Origin of the sequence: Thermus brockianus, assembly GCF_021462505.1 — a bacterium.
GTDB lineage: Bacteria > Deinococcota > Deinococci > Deinococcales > Thermaceae > Thermus > Thermus hydrothermalis.
The window spans coordinates 79478-96441 of the sequence record NZ_JAKEDV010000002.1; the positions used below are offsets into that span (position 1 = coordinate 79478).

Annotated in this window: 20 protein-coding genes, 1 tRNA gene and 1 pseudogene; 17 read left to right on the top strand and 5 right to left on the bottom strand. The window is 66.7% G+C overall.

What is annotated here, in order from left to right:
- Window positions 1-76: 76 nt before the first annotated feature.
- Window positions 77-1720 (top strand): CTP synthase, encoded by a 1644-nt coding sequence (locus tag LXN00_RS02590; RefSeq protein ID WP_234504356.1) that lies wholly within the window; start codon window positions 77-79, stop codon window positions 1718-1720.
- Here the strand turns inward: LXN00_RS02590 and LXN00_RS02595 are convergent.
- The 5 genes from LXN00_RS02595 to cycA form a co-directional block, all read right to left on the bottom strand.
- On the bottom strand, window positions 1717-2742 hold the full coding sequence (locus LXN00_RS02595) for a DUF815 domain-containing protein (RefSeq protein ID WP_234504359.1): 1026 nt from the start codon (window positions 2740-2742) through the stop codon (window positions 1717-1719). The two genes, LXN00_RS02590 and LXN00_RS02595, sit on opposite strands and share 4 nt — an antisense overlap.
- Window positions 2743-2784: 42 nt before the next feature.
- Window positions 2785-2860 (bottom strand) — tRNA-Lys (locus LXN00_RS02600).
- A 39-nt stretch (window positions 2861-2899) separates the two neighbouring features.
- Window positions 2900-3511, bottom strand: a complete 612-nt coding sequence (locus LXN00_RS02605; protein ID WP_234504363.1) for a thiamine diphosphokinase — start codon at window positions 3509-3511, stop codon at window positions 2900-2902.
- Window positions 3508-4458, bottom strand: a complete 951-nt coding sequence (locus LXN00_RS02610) for an ABC transporter ATP-binding protein (RefSeq protein WP_234504366.1) — start codon at window positions 4456-4458, stop codon at window positions 3508-3510. Before LXN00_RS02610 ends, LXN00_RS02605 begins: the two co-directional genes overlap by 4 nt.
- A 56-nt stretch (window positions 4459-4514) precedes the next feature.
- On the bottom strand, window positions 4515-4961 hold the full coding sequence (gene cycA, locus LXN00_RS02615) for a cytochrome C-552 (protein WP_234504369.1): 447 nt from the start codon (window positions 4959-4961) through the stop codon (window positions 4515-4517).
- Window positions 4962-5210: 249 nt separating this feature from the next.
- Here cycA and LXN00_RS02620 point away from each other — a divergent pair, with 249 nt between their 5' ends.
- The 16 genes and pseudogenes from LXN00_RS02620 to ccsA all read left to right on the top strand — a co-directional run bounded on the left by LXN00_RS02620 (window position 5211) and on the right by ccsA (window position 16936).
- Window positions 5211-5639 carry a SoxW family protein gene (locus LXN00_RS02620; protein ID WP_234504372.1) on the top strand — a complete coding sequence of 143 codons (429 nt, stop codon included), beginning with the start codon at window positions 5211-5213 and terminating at the stop codon, window positions 5637-5639.
- Window positions 5632-6084: a thiosulfate oxidation carrier protein SoxY gene (gene soxY / locus LXN00_RS02625; RefSeq protein ID WP_234504376.1), complete on the top strand. Its 453-nt coding sequence runs from the start codon at window positions 5632-5634 to the stop codon at window positions 6082-6084. The genes LXN00_RS02620 and soxY overlap by 8 nt, the downstream gene beginning before the upstream one ends.
- Before the next feature lie 16 nt (window positions 6085-6100).
- A complete protein-coding gene (gene soxZ, locus LXN00_RS02630; RefSeq protein ID WP_071676640.1) occupies window positions 6101-6427 on the top strand; it encodes a thiosulfate oxidation carrier complex protein SoxZ in 327 nt (108 codons plus the stop codon).
- 45 nt (window positions 6428-6472) lie between these two features.
- A pseudogene (locus LXN00_RS02635) lies at window positions 6473-6598 on the top strand (sulfur oxidation c-type cytochrome SoxA); the annotation flags it as partial.
- A gap of 38 nt (window positions 6599-6636) precedes the next feature.
- Window positions 6637-8358 (top strand): thiosulfohydrolase SoxB, encoded by a 1722-nt coding sequence (gene soxB / locus LXN00_RS02640; RefSeq protein WP_234504389.1) that lies wholly within the window; start codon window positions 6637-6639, stop codon window positions 8356-8358.
- A complete protein-coding gene (gene soxX / locus LXN00_RS02645; protein WP_234504391.1) occupies window positions 8355-8915 on the top strand; it encodes a sulfur oxidation c-type cytochrome SoxX in 561 nt (186 codons plus the stop codon). Before soxB ends, soxX begins: the two co-directional genes overlap by 4 nt.
- Before the next feature lie 3 nt (window positions 8916-8918).
- On the top strand, window positions 8919-9719 hold the full coding sequence (gene soxA, locus LXN00_RS02650; protein ID WP_234504394.1) for a sulfur oxidation c-type cytochrome SoxA: 801 nt from the start codon (window positions 8919-8921) through the stop codon (window positions 9717-9719).
- A gap of 2 nt (window positions 9720-9721) precedes the next feature.
- Window positions 9722-10156: a rhodanese-like domain-containing protein gene (locus tag LXN00_RS02655; protein ID WP_234504397.1), complete on the top strand. Its 435-nt coding sequence runs from the start codon at window positions 9722-9724 to the stop codon at window positions 10154-10156.
- Complete coding sequence (locus LXN00_RS02660; protein ID WP_234504400.1) at window positions 10153-11004, top strand: translation initiation factor 2; 852 nt, start codon at window positions 10153-10155, stop codon at window positions 11002-11004. Before LXN00_RS02655 ends, LXN00_RS02660 begins: the two co-directional genes overlap by 4 nt.
- An 11-nt stretch (window positions 11005-11015) precedes the next feature.
- Window positions 11016-12305 (top strand): FAD-dependent oxidoreductase, encoded by a 1290-nt coding sequence (locus LXN00_RS02665; RefSeq protein WP_234504403.1) that lies wholly within the window; start codon window positions 11016-11018, stop codon window positions 12303-12305.
- A gap of 68 nt (window positions 12306-12373) precedes the next feature.
- Entirely contained in the window at window positions 12374-13657 is a 1284-nt protein-coding gene (soxC, locus tag LXN00_RS02670; RefSeq protein WP_234504408.1) for a sulfite dehydrogenase, read from the top strand.
- The gene (locus LXN00_RS02675; protein ID WP_234504411.1) at window positions 13650-14198 is read left to right on the top strand and encodes a c-type cytochrome; all 549 of its coding nucleotides are present in this window, start codon (window positions 13650-13652) and stop codon (window positions 14196-14198) included. The genes soxC and LXN00_RS02675 overlap by 8 nt, the downstream gene beginning before the upstream one ends.
- Window positions 14199-14207: 9 nt before the next feature.
- The gene (gene ccdA, locus LXN00_RS02680; protein WP_234504414.1) at window positions 14208-14876 is read left to right on the top strand and encodes a cytochrome c biogenesis CcdA family protein; all 669 of its coding nucleotides are present in this window, start codon (window positions 14208-14210) and stop codon (window positions 14874-14876) included.
- A gap of 42 nt (window positions 14877-14918) precedes the next feature.
- Window positions 14919-15485, top strand: a complete 567-nt coding sequence (locus tag LXN00_RS02685) for an ABC transporter ATP-binding protein (RefSeq protein WP_234504416.1) — start codon at window positions 14919-14921, stop codon at window positions 15483-15485.
- Window positions 15486-15526: 41 nt separating this feature from the next.
- Window positions 15527-16192: a heme exporter protein CcmB gene (locus LXN00_RS02690; protein WP_234505146.1), complete on the top strand. Its 666-nt coding sequence runs from the start codon at window positions 15527-15529 to the stop codon at window positions 16190-16192.
- A gap of 57 nt (window positions 16193-16249) precedes the next feature.
- A complete protein-coding gene (ccsA, locus tag LXN00_RS02695; RefSeq protein WP_234504418.1) occupies window positions 16250-16936 on the top strand; it encodes a cytochrome c biogenesis protein CcsA in 687 nt (228 codons plus the stop codon).
- Window positions 16937-16964 lie beyond the last annotated feature (28 nt).

The following is a 16964-nucleotide window of genomic DNA, read 5'->3' on the forward strand; positions in this document are numbered from 1 at the left end:
GGGACCCCGCAAGAACGCCAAAGAAGACTCTACCACAAACCAGGCCCTTCCGCCAGATGTGGTAGGCTAAAGTCCCGTGAACAGGGTTTCCGATAGCCCAAAAAGGCCCAGGAAGTACGTGTTCGTCACCGGGGGCGTGGTGTCTAGCCTGGGGAAGGGGATCCTCACCTCCTCCCTGGGGGCCCTTTTCCGGGCCCGGGGGTACCGGGTCACGGCCATCAAGATTGACCCCTACGTGAACGTGGATGCGGGTACCATGCGCCCCTACGAGCACGGGGAGGTCTTCGTCACCGCCGACGGGGCCGAAACCGACCTGGACATCGGCCACTACGAGCGGTTTTTGGACATGGACCTCTCCCGGGGGAACAACCTCACCACGGGCCAGGTCTACCTGTCCGTGATCCAGAAGGAGCGCCGGGGCGAGTACCTCTCCCAGACGGTCCAGGTCATCCCCCACATCACCGACGAGATCAAGGACCGCATCCGCAAGGTGGCGGAGGAGCAGAAGGCGGAGGTGGTGGTGGTGGAGGTGGGGGGCACGGTGGGGGATATAGAGAGCCTCCCCTTCCTCGAGGCCATCCGCCAGTTCCGCTTTGACGAGGGGGAGGAGAACACCTTCTACATCCACCTCACCCTGGTCCCCTACCTGGAAACCAGCGAGGAGTTCAAGACCAAGCCCACGCAGCACTCCGTGGCCACCCTAAGGGGGGTGGGCATCCAGCCCGACGCCGTCGTCCTGCGCTCGGTGAAACCCGTGCCCGAGGAGGTGCGGAAAAAGGTGGCCCTCTTCACCAACGTCCGCCCCGGCCACGTCTTTTCTAGCCCCAACGTGGAGCACCTCTACGAGGTGCCCCTCCTTCTGGAGGAGCAGGGTCTGGGCCGGGCGGTGGAGAAGGCCTTGGGGCTTGAGCCCGTCTTCCCCAACCTCTCCTTCTGGCAGGAGGCGGTCAAGGTCCTCAAGCGCCCCGAGCGCACGGTGCGCATCGCCATCGCCGGCAAGTACGTGAAGATGCCGGACGCCTACCTTTCCCTCCTCGAGGCCCTGAAGCACGCGGGCATCAAGAACCGGGCCCGGGTGGAGGTGAAGTGGGTGGACGCCGAAGCCCTGGAGGCGGGGGACCTGGACGAGGCCTTCGCCGACGTTTCCGGCATCCTGGTCCCCGGGGGCTTTGGCGTGCGGGGGATTGAGGGCAAGGTGCGGGCGGCCCAGTACGCCCGGGAGCGGAAGATCCCCTACCTGGGCATCTGCCTGGGGCTCCAGATCGCCGTCATTGAGTTCGCCCGGAACGTGGCGGGGCTCAAGGGGGCCAACTCCACGGAGTTTGACCCCTATACCCCCCACCCCGTGATTGACCTCATGCCGGAGCAGCTGGAGGTGGAGGGCCTAGGGGGGACCATGCGCCTCGGCGACTGGCCCATGCGCATCCGGGAGGGCACCCTCCTCCACCGCCTCTACGGCAAGGAGGAGGCCATGGAGCGCCACCGCCACCGCTACGAGGTGAACCCCCTTTACGTGGACCAGCTGGAGCGGGCGGGGCTCGTGGTTTCCGCCATCACCCCGGGGATGCGGGGCCGGGGGGCGGGGCTGGTGGAGGCCATTGAGCTTAAGGACCACCCCTTCTTCGTGGCCCTCCAGAGCCACCCCGAGTTCAAAAGCCGCCCCATGCGCCCCTCGCCCCCCTTCGCCGGCTTCGTGGAGGCGGCCTTGCGCCACGGCTAGCCTAGGAGGCTTGCCGCCTGCCGGGCCACCCGGCCGGAAAACCCCTTTTGCAGGGCGAAGCGGAGGGCTTCCTCCTCCTCTTTGGCCGTGAGGGGCCGGCCCAGGTGGTGGGCCACCGCCTTGAGGTAGAGGGCCTTGTCAAAGGGCGGGAAGGTGAGGACGAGGCCGAAGCGCTCGGAAAGGGCCAGGGTGTCCTGGAGGGCGTCCCAGGCCTCGGGAGCCTCGCCGGGCAGGGGGTTTTCCCCGAGGCGGCGCACCAGGTGGCGGCGGTTGGAGGTGGCGAGGAGGAGGACGTTTTCCGGAGGCCCCTCGAGGCTCCCCTCCAAAAGGGCCTTCAGGTGGTGGAAGGCCTCGCCCTCCGGGTCCAGGGAGAGGTCGTCTAAGAAGAGGAAGAAGCGCTGGGGAAGGAGGGCCAGGGTTTCCAGAAGGGTTTCCAGGCGGGAAAGGGCCCGGGGCTCCACCTCCACCATCCGGGCCCCCTCCAGGCGCAGAAGCCCCTTGGCGGCGGTGCTCTTCCCGGTGCCCCGGGCCCCGTAGAGGAGGGTGTGGAGGGCGGGCCTGCCCGAGAGGAAGCGCCGGGCGTTTTCCTCCAGGGCCTGGCGCTGGGCCTCGTAGCCCAAGAGCTCCCCTTCCCGGGGAAGGCGGGGGGAGGGAAGGGGGTGCACCTCCCCGTCAAAGCGGAAGGCGCGGTAGAGGGCGAAGGGCCAGGGCCCGTGGGCTTTTAGCACCTCCACCAGGGCCAGGGGGTCGCGGGCGAGGAGCGCTCTAAGGGCCCCTTCCTCCGCCGGATGGGGTGGGCGCTCCCCGAGGCTTCCCAAGGGGTATTCCCGCCGCAGGCGCTCAAGCTCCAGGTAGAGGGCCTCGAGGTCCAGTCGGATGAGGTCCAGAAGCCCCGGGGTGGGCCGGAGGGCGCGGAAGGCCCACGGGGCCTTGAGGAGGCTCTGCGCCAGGGCGTAGCCCCAGGGCTCCCCTTCGGGGAGGTCCAGGGACAGGAGGTCTAAGGGGGTCTTGGGGCGGTCCATGGGGACATGATAAGGAACCCCCGGGCTTCCCCGGGGGGCTTCTGGTGGGCCGCACAGGACTCGAACCTGTAACCCACCGATTAAGAGTCGGTTGCTCTACCGGTTGAGCTAGCGGCCCAAACGCCAAAAGCTAGTGTAGCCCCGCTTTTTCCCGCTGTCAATAGACGTAGAGCACCGCCCGCCCCGCCGCCACCCGTACCCGCACCTCCCCCAGGGCTTCGTTCTCCAGGGTGCGGGTGGTGGCCGCCAAGGGGGTTGGGGGCAGGTTCCAGCGGGCCCCTTCCAGGGCCAGGGTGGCCTCGAGGAAGGGGACGAGGCTAAAGGGGGTGCCCGCTTCCATGGGGAAGGCGTGCTCCCCCGGAAGGAGGGGGTAAGCCCAGGTGAGCCCGTCCGTGAGGGCCACCCTTACCCCCCTTTCCGCCAGGCCGAAAGCGAGGGCCAGGTGGGCCAGGGTGTGGTCCAGCCTCCCCCCAATCCCCCCCAGCAAAAGCACCTCCTCCGCCCCCAGGGCCAAGGCCCTCCGCAAGAGGGCTTCCCCGTCCGTGAGGTCCTTGTCCTGCGGCAGGACCTCCTTGGGAGCGGGAAGGGCCTTTTGGAGCCAAGCGGGGCTTGAGTCAAAGTCCCCAAGCCACAGGTCCGGGGTAAGCCCCAAGGCCAGGGCGTGCCTCCCCCCGGAGTCCGCCGCCAGGAGGCGGAAGCCCTTAAGCCGCTCCCGCAGGGCCTGGGTTACGAGGAGGGGTCCTCCCAGGAGAAGGGCGAAGCGCCTCATCCCTCCAAGGCTACCGCCTGCGCAAGGTCCAGGTGGAGGCCCATTTCCTCGCCCTCCTCGGGGCCTTCTGGGGCCTCGAGGTAGAGCCTTAGCCCTTCCAGCCGCACCCATAGCCCCACCCGCCCCCCGTAGAAGAGCCTTTCCTCCACCACCCCCCGCCGTTTTCCCCCCAGGGAAAGGGCCTTGGGGGGGAGGAGGTGGGCCTTGGGGGGCAGGCCCAGGCGGGTGCTTTCCTCGGGGCTAAGGAGGTTTTTGTGCCCGAGAAAGCGGGCGGTCCAGGCGTCCTTGGGCCGGGCATAGACCTCCTCGGGCCGGCCTATCTGCACGAGCCGGCCCTCCCGCAGGAGGGCCACCCGGTGGGCGAGGAGGAAGGCTTCCCCTTGGTCGTGGGTCACGAGGAGGGTGGTGATGCCCTCCTCCCGTAAGGTCCTTCGCAGGAAGAAAAGGAGCTCTTCCCGAAGCCGGAGGTCCAAGGCCCCCAAGGGCTCGTCCAGGAGGAGAAGCCGGGGCCTCGCCGCCAGGGCCCGGGCCAGGGCCACTCGTTGCTTTTCCCCACCGGAGAGGGCCTCGGGGCGCTTTTCGGCATGGGGGGTGAGCTCCATGCGGGAAAGAAGCTCCTGTACGCGTGCCTCCCGCCTTTCCCTAGGCCAGCGGGCCTCCACCAGGGGAAAGGCGATGTTCTCCGCCACGGTGAGGTGGGGGAAGAGGGCGTAGTCCTGGAAGAGGAAGCCCACCCCCCGCCGTTCGGGGGGGAGGGGGGTGAGGTCCAAGGGGCCTAGGCGCACCTGGCCCCGGTCTGGGGTGAGAAGCCCGGCCACCAGGCGGAGCAGGGTGCTCTTGCCGCTCCCCGAGGGGCCCAGGAGGGCTAAGACCTCTCCCGCCTCTACCTCGAGGCGCACCTCCAGGTGAAACCCGGGGAAACGCTTCTCCAAGTCAAGGGCGAGCACCCCCCCATTAAAGCAGGGCCCGGGGCCTAAAGGCCCCGGGTACACCCAAAGTTTCCTTACTTGAGCCCGAGCTTCTTCCGCTCCTCCAATACCTGCTGTGGGGTGAGCTTCTTACCCCGCAGGGCCTTGACCTCGGCGGCGGTGAAGGGCTTGAAGCCCGGGACCTTCTTGTCGTCCCCCCAGGCGGTGGCGATGTGGTTGAGGAGGGCGGCGATCTCCTCGTCCTTTAGGCCGCCAAAGGCGGGCATAGCCCCGCTATATTTCATCCCCTTGACCTCAATCGGCCCCTGGAGGCCCCAAAGGAGAACCTTGATCAGGTACTCCCGTCCTCCCTGCTTGGCGAGGATCTCCGCCATCTGGCTGGCGAGGGGCGGGAAGGCGCCCGGGATCCCTTGGCCGTTCGGCTGATGGCAGCCCGCGCACTGTGCGTAGAGCTTGGCGCCGTCCGCCTGGGCGAAGGCCAGGCTGCCGAGAAGGAGGAGAGCCACCATGGTCCGCTTCATCTTTACCCTCCGGGGTATAGGGTAGTTTGTCCCTTAAAACCCGTCAAGAGGGATGGCTTTAGGAAAGCTTAAGCTAAGCGCCAAGGCACTTTACGGGATGGGGGTATGCATTTCCCGACCTTTATGTGGGTCATTGCAGGGGGTATAACGTGAAGGATTGCTTGAACGAGTGTAGCTAACCCCTTGATTTTTAGCGGCGAAACTTGGTAAGGTACAAATGTCCTTGGGTGTACCGAGGTGGTGTAAGGTATGTACGTGTACCGGGTAATTTGGCCGACGCTCCTCATGGGCCTAGCCCTCGCCGCGCCGGATTTTGGCCGTTGGTATCCCTTCCGTGAGGCCCAGGCCCTGGCCCAGGAGCACGCCCGGGTTCTCATGGTGTACTTTCATAGCCCCCACTGCCCCTACTGCGACCAGATGAACACCTTCGTCCTCTCCGACCCTGCGGTAAGCCGCCTTCTGGAGGAGCGGTTCGTGGTGGCCTCCGTGGGCACGGAAACCCCGGAGGGGCAGGACCTGGCCCGGCGCTTTCGCGTGCCGGGCACCCCTACCTTCGTCTTCCTCGTCCCCAGGAAGGGGGCGTGGGAGGAGGTGGGCCGGTTTTTTGGCAGCCGGCCCCGGGCGCAGTTCCTCTTGGAGCTGCGCCAAATGTGCGCCAAAGGAGGTGCGTGTGAATAGGCGAGCGTTTCTGAAGGCAACCGGTGCGGCCCTTTCCGCCCTGGCCGTGGCGGGGCTACCCGCCATGGCCCAAGGGCTGGAAGGGGAGGACCTGGCCCACTTGGAGAAGGCCTTGCAGGAGGCCTTGGGCAAGGGCTTTAAGGACCTTACCCCCTCCAACCTGGTGAAGCTCACCATGCCCGCCATCGCCGAAAGCGGGGCCAACGTGCCCGCCGAGGTGGAGGTGAACCTGCCCTCCAACCAGGTCAAGGCCATCCACCTCTTCGCCGACAAGAACCCCACGCCGAGGTTGGTGACCTTCATGCCCATGAAGGCCCTGCCCTACTACGCCACCCGGGTCCGCCTGGCGGAAACCACCGCCATTCGGGCTGTGGTGGAGACCACGGACGGCAAGTTCCTTCTGGCCTCGGCCAGCACCCGCGTCACCGTGGGGGGCTGCGGTTAAGGAAAGGAGGTAGAAGATGCCCATCCGCACCATCGTTCGCCTGACCCCGGCCAAGCCCAAGGCGGGAGAGGAGTTTCGGCTACAGGCGGTGGCCCAGCACCCTAACGAACCGGGCACCCGGCGGGACGCCCAGGGTAACCTCATCCCCGCCAACTACATCAACCTGGTAGAGGTTTACTTTGAGGGGGAAAAGGTGGCGGAGGCCCGGCCCGGTCCCTCCACCAGCGCCAACCCCCTTTACGGCTTTAAGTTCAAGGCGGAAAAGCCGGGGACCTTCACGGTGAAGCTTAAAGACACGAGCGGCGACACGGGGGAGGCCCAGGTCAAGCTGGAGCTGGCCTAAGGCGAGGCGCCCGGGAAACCGGGCGCCTTTATGGAGGTTGGGTATATGCGGCCCAAGGCGTGGTGGGTGGTGGGTGCGGCCCTTCTCTTGGCCCTCGGCTTGGCCCAGGAAGGAGACCCCCGGGAGGAGGCCAGAAGGCAAAAGAAGCTCCTCTTGCAGACCGCGGGCATCGAATCCGAGTTCAACACCAAGCCGGCGGTGGGGTCTAGATGAACCGTAGGGACGTCCTTTTCCTCCTATCCACCCTTGCGGGCCTGGGGCCCAAGGCCCTCGCCCAGGCCTTGGAAAACCCGGCCCGCCTCTACGACCTTCCCCCCTATGGGGAGGCCACCCTCCTTTTCTTCTCCGACCTCCACGCCCAAGCTTTTCCCCACTACTTCATGGAGCCCCCAAACCTCATCGCCCCTAAGGCCTTGATGGGGCGGCCCGGATACCTGACGGGGGAGGCCATCCTCCGCTACTACGGGGTGGAGAGGGGAACGCCTTTAGCGTACCTTCTTTCCTACCTGGACTTCGTGGAGCTTGCCCGGGCCTTTGGCCCCGTGGGGGGGCTTCCCGCCCTCACCGCCCTGATCCGGGAGCAAAAGGCCCGGGCGGAGGCGGATGGGGCCAAGGTCTTGGTCCTGGACGGGGGGGATACCTGGACCAACTCCGGCCTTTCCCTGCTTACGGATGGGCAAGCCCTCGTGGAGTGGCAGAACCTCACGGGGGTAGACCACATGACCTCCCACTGGGAGTGGACCTTGGGGCGGGAGCGGGTGGAGGCCCTTCTCCGGCAATTTCGCGGGGAGCACCTGGCCTACAACGTGGTGGACGAGCTCTTTGGGGATCCCCTCTTCCCCGCCTACTGCCTCCATCCCGCAGGCCGCTACACCTTGGCCGTGGTGGGGGCGGCCTACCCCTACGTGAAGGTGTCCCATCCGGAAAGCTTTACCGAGGGGCTTTCCTTCGCCCTGGACGAGCGGCGCCTGCAGGAGGCGGTGGACGCCGCCCGGGCCGAGGGGGCGGACGCCGTGGTCCTCCTTTCCCACCAGGGGATGCAGCTGGACGCCGCCTTGGCGGAGCGCATCCGGGGCATTGACCTGATCCTTTCCGGCCATACCCACGACCTCACCCCCTTGCCCTGGCGGGTGGGGAAGACCTGGATCGTGGCGGGGAGCGCCGCCGGCAAGGCCCTGATGCGGGTGGACCTGAAGCTGCGCAAGGGCGGCATCGCCAACCTTCGGGTGCGGGTCTTGCCCGTCTTGGCGGACCACCTGCCCAAGGCGAAGGAGGTGGAGGCGTGGCTGGCGGAGAAGGTGGCCCCGAACCGGGAGCACCTCTTTGCGCCCTTGGCCGTCACGGAAACCCTCCTTTACAAGCGGGACACCCTTTACTCCACCTGGGACCATCTGGTGGGCCAGGCGGTGAAGGCCCTTTACCCGGAGGTGGAGGTGGTCTTTAGCCCGGCGGTGCGCTGGGGCACCACCCTTCTCCCGGGGCAGGCCATCACCCGGGACCACCTCTATGCCTACACCGGCTTCACCTACCCGGAGCTTTACCTTTTCCGCCTGCGGGGAGTGCAGATCCAGAGCGTCTTGGAGGACATCGCCAGCAACGTCTTTACCCCTGACCCCTTCTACCAGCAGGGGGGGGACGTGAGCCGCACCTTTGGCCTTTCCTACGTTCTGGACCCCGATGCGCCCACGGGCAGGCGGGTGCGGGAGGTTTCCGTGGGGGGTAAGGCTTTGGAGCCGGAGCGCCGCTATCTGGTGGCGGCCTACGGGGGTAGGCTTCAGCGGCTGGGGGAGGCCAAGCCGGGCCTCGAGCCCAGGCCCATTTACGCCCTGCTGGAGGAATACCTCAAGGGCGTGGGGCGGGTCGGGGTGTTGCCCGAGCCCAACGTGAAGGTTCTTGGACGCAACTACCGCGTGCCGGAGGTGATGGGATGAAGCGAATAGGGTTATTGGCGCTAGGCATTCTGGCGCTGGGTGGGGCCTTTTCCCAGGTGGGCCCCTTTAGGGCCCGCCTCGAGGCCCTGTTGCACGCGGGAGGGCACGAGTTCGCCCAGGTGATGCTCTCCCAGGACAAGGCCCAGGCCCTTTGCTCCCAGTACCGGGACAAGCTTCCCCCGGACCTCATCCCGGGGTTTTTGGCGGAGCAGAAGGCCCTGATCAAGTACCCGGCAAGCGGCAAGCTCATGGGGGACTGGAGAAACGGGGAGAAGGTCTTCACGGACCCCAGGCGGGGCAACTGCTACGCCTGCCACGCCGGGGACCCCAATGAGGTGGCCTACGGCACCATGGGCCCAAGCCTCACCGGCTACGGCCAGCGGGGCACCGCAGAGGCGGTGGTGCGCTACACCTACGAGAAAATCTACAACGCCTGGGCCTTTGTCCCCTGCTCCCTCATGTACCGGGGCGGGGTCCACGGGCTTTTCACCCCCGAGGAAACCGCCGACCTCGTGGCCTTCCTCTTAGACCCCGAGTCCCCCATCAACCGGAGGTGAGCCGTGCGGAGGAAACGAGCGCTCGTTCTTGGGCTTGCGGCCTTGGGCGTCCTGGGGGGGTTTTGGGCCTACACCCAGGGGCAGAAGCCCTTGGACCCCTTTGAGGAGGCCATGCGCCAGCGGCAGATGTACCTGGAAACCTTCGGCGTCCTGCCGGGGGAGCTTTTCGTGGAGGAGGGCAAGGAGCTCTTCTTCCGCAAGGGCCCAAGCGGCCAGACCCTCGAGGCCTGCGACTTCGGCAAAGGTCCTGGGGTCTTGGAAGGGGTTTACGCCATCTTGCCCAGGTACTTCCCGGACACGGGGCGGGTGGAGGACCTGGAAACCCGGGTCTACACCTGCATGCAACGGGTGCAGGGCTTTAAACCCGAAGAGATTAAGCGGGACGAGGTTAAGGCCATCACCACCTACATCGCCTCCTTCTCCTCCAAGGCCAAGATCCAGGTGGTCCCCAAGCACCCGGCGGAGCTTGCCATGTACAACCTGGGCCGGGAGCTCTGGTACCAGCGGGCGGGGGCCCGGGACATGAGCTGTGCCGTCTGCCACGAGCAGAATGCCGGGAAGCGGGTCCGGCTTTCGCCGGTGCGGAGCCCCAAGGAGGGCCTAGGGAACGAGTGGCCCGCCTACCGCTTTGAGGCGGACAAGCTCTACACCATGGAGGACCGCATCGCCTTCTGCTACGATTCCATCGCCATCCCTGCTCCGGAGTTCTACTCCGAGCCCTACATCGCCCTGACCCTTTACATGCTGGCCGAAGCGGCCAAGGCCGGGCACTCCTTTGAGGAGTTGCCCTTCTTCACCCGCTAGCCATGCGCCGCCGCCACCTCTTCGCCCTTTTGCCCCTTCTCCTCCTCCGGGCCCGGGGGGAAGGGGAGGGGGATTGGGTGAGGGCCTTTGGGGCCTTTCTGAAGCGCGTGCCCCCGGCGGGCTACCTGGTCTACCCCACCGAGGCCAAGGACCTCCTCCTCTTTGAGCCCTTCATCCTGGAGGTGCGCACGGCGGAGGAGCGGAAAAGGGGGTATATCCCGGGCTCGGTGCACATCTACGCCGGCGAGGTGCCGGACCGCCTGGCCGAGCTTCCCAAGGACAAGGAGGCCCTCCTTCTCGTCTACTGCAACTCGGGGAGCGTTTCTGCGGTGGTGGCGGCCTACTTGCAGGCGCTAGGCTACAAAAACGCCAAGAACATCGCCCATGGGTTCAAGGGCTGGCTGGACGCCGGCCTGGAAGTGGAGGGAGGATCATGAAAAAGGTTCTGGCGCTGGTGGTGGCTTTGGGCCTCTCCTTGGCCCAGTCCTTGGTGGTGCAGGTTCCAGGGAGGTTGGAAGCCGTGGAGGCCCGGGTGCTGGAGGCCCTGAAGGGGGTGGGCCTCGAGCCCGACCGGGTCCTGAACCTGGGGGAGCAGGTGCGCCAGGTCACGGGCCCGGGCTTCCCGGACTACCGCCTGGTGGTCCTAAAACCGGATAGAGGGAGCCAGGAAGCGGTGAGCAAGAACCCCATGGCCGCCATCGTCCTGCCCCCCACGGTCTTCATCACCGGGGAAGGGGAGAAGTACCTGGTGGGGGCCTTTGACGGCAGGCTCCTTTTCGGCATGCTCGGGGTGTACGGGGGCGAGGTGGAGCGGCTTGTGTGGCGCCTCGAGGCGGCCTTGGGCCGGCTTGGCCCGGTGCGCAAGGTTGCTCCCGCCATGATGCCGGACCCCAGTAGCGGCATGATGCCCGCTTTGCTCTACCGGGTGCGGGGGGCCAAGGTGGAGGACGTGGTCCTCATGGTGGAGACCGAGCTCACCTCCGCCGGGCTTAACCTCCTGCCCAACGTCAAGGTGGGTCCCGTGACCGTGATCATGCCCTGCAAGAGCGAGTGGGCCCGGATCATGTTCCTCACCCAGCCCGCTGGGGGCTTTGCCGCCCCTTGCCGCTTCTTCGCCATGCAGATGGGGCCTGACGTGCTGGTGGGGGCCATTGAGCCCATGCTCATGACCATCATGCCCGGGGTCATGGGCTCCCCGGCGGTTACAATGCTCCAAGAGGCCAGGCAGGTGATGACGGGCATCCTGGAAGCCGTGGGCGGGGAACCCTACCGCCCTGGTCAATGAAGGAGGGAGCTATGGCAAAGGTGAACCGGAGGGATCTTCTGAAGACGGGGGCCGCTTTAGCGGCGGCACAGGCCCTGGGGGGCACGGCCTTCGCCCAGGAGTTCTACGCCCGCCCCGCCACCCTGCTCCCCCGCACCCGCAAGCCCCGGGTGGTGGTCATCGGGGGCGGCTGGGGCGGGACCACGGTGGCGCGGAAGCTCGTCCAGTCTGGGGTGGACGTGGAGGTGGTCCTGGTGGAGCAGAAGCCCATCTTCATGTCCTGTCCCATGTCCAACCTCTTCCTGGCGGGGGTTAAGCCCTTGGAGTGGCTCGTCTTTGACTACACCAACGTGGTCAAGGACGGGGTGATCTTCGTCCAGGAGAAGGTCTTGGACATCAACCGGGACCGCCGCTTGGTGCGCACCACCGGGGGGTACCTGGCCTACGATTTCCTGGTCCTGGCCCCGGGCATTGACTACATGTACGAGGCCATCCCCGGCTACGCCGAGGTGAAGCACCTCATGCCCGTGGGCTTCAAGCCTTTTGAGCACATCGCCCTGAGGCGCCTGCTGGACCAGTTTGACGAAACGGGCGGCGAGCTCGTCCTGTACATCCCCACCCCCCCCTACCGGTGCCCCCCGGGCCCCTACGAGCGGGCGGCCATGCTGGCCTGGCGGCTCAAGACCAAGGGGGTAAAGGGCAAGGTCATCGTCCTGGACGCCAACCCGCAGCCCCTTTCCAAGGCCCCGGGCTTCCTCGCCGCCTACAACGAGCTCTACAAGGACTACCTGGAGTACGTCCCCAATACCCGCATCACCGGGCTGGACTACGAGAAGAAGCAGGTTCTCACGGAGCTCGGCGAGGTGCCCTTTACCCTCGCCAACGTCATCCCCCCCATGAAGGCGGGGGAGCTCGTCCGGGTGGCGGGGCTTGGGGAGCGTTGGGCCAACGTGCGCATCCCCTATTTCCTCTCCGAGAAGGACGACCGCATCTACCTGGTGGGGGACATCACCGGCAACACCCCCTATCCCAAGAGCGGCATGGTGGCCTACGTTTCCGGCACCATCGTGGCCCGGCACCTGGCGGAAAGGCTTCGGGGCAAGCCCCTGGCGGAAATCCCCCCCGAGCTTCCCCAGAACATCTGCTACTCCTTCGTGGATTCCGAGGAGGCCATCTGGGTTTCCGCCAACTACTCCTGGGACGAGGCGGCCAAGCAGATTAGGGCGCAAAGCGCCGTGGACAACCAGCGCTCCCAGGCCAACGGCCAAGCGGCCATCGGCTGGGCCACGGGGATCTGGAACGACATGTTCGGCCCCGCCTAAAGCCTGGCCTCCCGCCCCCCAAGGGGGGCGGGTTTTTCTTGCGGCCTAGGGATACGATGGGAGGGTATATGGACCGCAGGAAGTTCTTCCGGATGCTGGGGGCAGGAAGCCTCTTCGGCCTCCTCAAGGCCAAAGCCCAGACGCCCCCTTGGGACGAGGAGACCTTCGCCCCCACCAAGACCCTAGGGGCCCCGCTAAGCGAGTACGGGAGCCGGAGCCCCTTTGAGGAAGGGGTGGTGCGCTACATCTCCCCTAACCTGCGCACCCGCCACTCGGGGGCGGATTTCGCTCCTTTAGAGAAGCTGGAGGGGGTCATCACCCCCAACGGCCTCCACTTTGAGCGCCACCACGCCGGCGTGCCCCAGGTGGACCCCAAAAGCTACCGCCTGGTGATCCACGGGATGGTGGAAAGGCCCTTGGTCTTCACCTTGGAGGACCTCAAGCGCTTTCCCTCCGTGACCCGCACCTACTTCATTGAGTGCGCCGGGAACGGGCAGAACGGCTACCGGGAGCCCCCGGACCCCAACCTCACCGCCACCCGGAGCCGGGGCCTCGCCTCCAACGCCAGCTGGACCGGGGTACCCCTGGCCCTCCTCCTCAAGGAGGCGGGGGTGAAGCCGGGGGCCAGGTGGCTCATCCCCGAGGGCATGGACGCCGCCATGTACACCCGCTCCCTGCCCTTGGAAAAGGCCATGGAGGACGTTCTGGTGGCCTATGCGCAAAACGGGGAGGCGTTGCGCCCCGAGCAGGGCTACCCCGTGCGCCTGGTGGTGCCGGGCTGGGAGGGGAGCATCCAGGTGAAGTGGCTAAGGCGCATCCTGGTCACGGACCTGCCGGCCATGGCCAAGGACGAGACCAGCGAGTACACGGACGTCATGGCCGACGGGAAGGTCCTCGCCTTCACCTGGGTGATGGAGCCCCAGTCCATCATCACCTACCCCTCGGGGGGGCAGGTGATCCGGCCGGGCTTCCACGAGATCCGGGGCCTGGCCTGGAGCGGCTTTGGCCGCATCGCCAAGGTGGAGATCTCCCTGGACGAGGGCAAGACCTGGCGGCAGGCCACCCTCGAGCCCCCCGTGGAGCGCTACGCCTTTGTCCGCTTCAAGATGCCCTGGCAGTGGCGGGGCGAGGAGGTGGTGCTCTGGAGCCGGGCCTGGGACGAGAAGGGGAACACCCAGCCCACCCGGGAGGAGTTCTTCCAGCGTTGGGGCAAGAACAACCGCTACCACTACAACGCCATCCAGGCCTGGCGCATCCTGCCGGATGGCCGGGTGGTGAACGGGGACAAGCCCCTGGGCGTGCGGGCCGCAGGCCCCGTGGGCGGGTGCGACGGGGAGGTGTTTGATGGCTAAGAAGGTCTTCTTCGCAGTGGCCCTTCTGGGCCTGGCGTTGGGGGCGCGCTACGGCCTCGGCACCCCCATTTCCGAGGAGCTCGCCGCCCAGTACGACCTGAGGCCCGTGGTCCTGCCCGACGGCCGGGGGCTTCCCCCGGGGGAGGGGAAGGTGGCGGAGGGGGAGCGCATCTATGCGGAGAAGTGCGCCTCCTGCCACGGGGCCAGGGGGGAGGGCTACCCCTTTAACCGCCTGGTGGCCGAGCCCTTCCCCATCACCCCGGACACGGAGCCCGTGGAGTACGCCATCGGCAACTACTGGCAGTACGCCACCACCCTTTACGACTACATCCGCCGGGCCATGCCCTTCGGGGCTCCGGGAACCCTAACGGACGAGGAGGTCTACCACCTGGTGACCTTCCTCCTCTACATGAACGGCATCACCGAGGCGGACGAGCCCATCAACGAGAAGACCCTGCCCCAGGTGCGCATGCCCGCCCGGGAGCTTTTGGAGGTGGACCCGGAGACGAAGCGCCGTTTCCCCTGGCTCACCTTGCCCTAGGATGGGGTCATGACGCTTTCCTTGGGCGCAGCCTTTTTGGCGGGGGTGCTCTCCTTCCTCTCCCCGTGCGTGCTTCCCCTGGTGCCCACCTACCTCTTCTACCTGGGGGGGGAAAGGGGGCGCCCCCTTTTCAACGCCCTCTTCTTCGTTTTGGGCTTCGGGGCGGTGTTCTTCCTCCTGGGGCTTCCCTTCACCCTGCTTGGGGGGCTTCTCTTTGAGCACCGCCAGACCCTGGCCCGCCTGGGGGGGGTGGTCCTGGTCCTCTTCGGGCTTTACATGCTGGGCCTGAGGCCCAAGTGGGGGGTTTCCCTCCGCTACGAGGGGGAGACGGGCCGCCCCTTGGGGGCCTTCCTCCTCGGGGCCACCCTGGCCCTGGGCTGGACCCCCTGCATCGGCCCCATCCTGGGGGCCATCCTCACCCTCACCGCTGTGGGGGGCGGGGTGGGGTTTCTCCTCGCCTACATCCTGGGCCTCGCCGTGCCCTTTTTGCTGGTGGCCCTCTTCGCCGAGCGGCTCAAGGGGTGGCTGAGGCGGGCGGGGCGGTTTTCCCACTACGTGGAGGTCTTCGCCGGGGTGGTGTTGGTGGTGGTGGGGGTGCTCCTCTTCACCGGGACGTACTCGGCCCTGAACACCTTCTTCCTCCGGATCACGCCGGAGTGGTTGCAGAAGTACCTCTAGGGACGCTTGTCCCCCGGGGATACCCCTAGACTGAGGAGGAGCATGTTGCGCCTCGAGGCCGTTTCCAAGCGCTTTGGCCGGGACTGGGTCCTGAAGGACCTCACCTTTGCCCTTGCCCGGGGCGAGGTGGTGGCCCTCCTTGGGCCCAACGGCTCGGGGAAGACCACCCTGCTAAGGCTCATGGCGGGCCTCTTGAAGCCCACCCGGGGCCGGGTGGTGCGGGAAGGAAGGGCGCTCTTCCTCCCCAACCCCCCCGCCTTCCACCGCCACCTCACCGCCCGGGAGCACCTCCTTTACGACCTGGCCTTTCACGGAAAGGAAGGGGACTGGCGGGAGGCCCTGGCCCGGTATGGCCTGCCCGAGGACCTGCCCCTTGCCGCCTTCTCCAGCGGCATGAAAAAGCGCCTGGCCCTCGCCCGCTTGGAGCTCCTTTCCCCGGACCTTTGGCTTTTGGACGAGCCGGAAACCGCCTTGGACGTGGAGGGCCGGAAACTCCTCTTAGGGGTTTTGGCGAAGGGGCGGAAGGAAGGCGGGGTGGTCCTCGCCACCCACGACCGGGCCCTGGCGGAGGAGGTGGCGGACCGGGTCCTATGGCTGGGGGCGGCGTGAAGGCGGAAACGCAGAGGAGCCTCGGGAAGGGGGGCTTGGGGGTGGGGCGGGTTTGGCTTCTGGCCCTACGGGACCTGCGCCTAGAGGTGCGGGACCGGGCAGGGGTGCTCTCCGCCCTAAGCTTTTTGGCGGTGATGCTCTTCGTCATGGCCTTGGCCCTGGGCCCGGAGGAAGGGGCCTTGCGCCGGGCCGCCCCTGGGGTCTTGTGGGTGGCCTTGGCCTTCCTCGCCACCCTCCTTTCCACCCGGGCCTTCGCCCTCGAGGTGGAGGACGCCACCTTGGACGACCTCCTCCTCACCCCCGGGGGCAAGGAGTGGGTTTACTTTGGGAAGCTCCTTTTCCAGATGCTCCTCCTCCTCCCCCTTTCCGCCTTGGCCCTTTTCCTTGCGGCGGGCCTCTTCTACCTGCCCTTGGAAAAGGCCCTTCCCCTCTTCCTCACCCTGGCGTTGGGGGGGCTTGGCTACGCCAGCGTGGCCACCTTTTACGCCGGGCTCCTCGCCCGGCTAAGGGGAAGGGAGGTGCTTTTGCCCCTCCTCCTTTTCTCCTTGGTGGTGCCCGTGGTCCTGGCGGGGGTTAGGGCCACGGCGGGGCTCTTGGAGGGGTTGCCCGTGGCGGAGGTGGCTTCCTGGTGGCAACTCCTCCTGGTCTTTGACCTGGTCTACCTCACGGCGGGGGCGCTCCTTTTCCCCGTGGTGATGGAGGGGTAGACGGCCACAGATTTTTCACCTGGTGGCGGGCTATGCTTAGGTGCGTGGAGGCAAGCGATGCTTAAGGCGGCACACCCTGAACGACCGGATGCCCTCACCTGGGCCTTCTTGGGCCTAGGGGTACTCCTTTTACCGGTGGGGCTTTACCTGGCCCTTTCCGCCCCGCCGGACGTGAACCAAGGCTATCTGGTCCGGATCATGTACCTGCACGTGCCGGGGGCCTGGCTCGGCTACCTGGCCTTTTTCGTCACCTTCCTCTATTCCCTCCTTTACCTCCTGCGGCAGGACCCCCGGTACGACCGGGTGGCCCTGGCCAGCGCCGAGATCGGCCTCGTCTTCATGGGCCTGGCCTTGGTGACGGGGATGCTCTGGGCCCGCCCCACCTGGGGGGTGTACTGGACCTGGGAGCCCAGGCTCACCACCACCGCCATCCTCTTCGCCGTGTACGTGGGCTACTTCCTCCTTAGGGGGGCCATTGAGGACCCGGAGCTTCGGGCCAAGGCGGCGGCGGCGGTGGGGGTTTTGGGCTTCATCAACGTGCCCATCAGTTACATGTCGGTGAAGTGGTGGCGGAGCCTACACCAGACCCAGTCCATTGACCTCACCACGGGCAAGGTCCACATGGACCCCGCCATGCTCCAGGCCCTCCTCTTCAATCTCTTGGTCTTCACCCTGCTCTACCTGGGCTTCGTGCGCTTTCGGGCCTTGGTGGCGGCCCTCGAGGCCAGGAAGGAGGAGGCGTGAACGAGGTCTTCGTCACCTGGGTCTACGC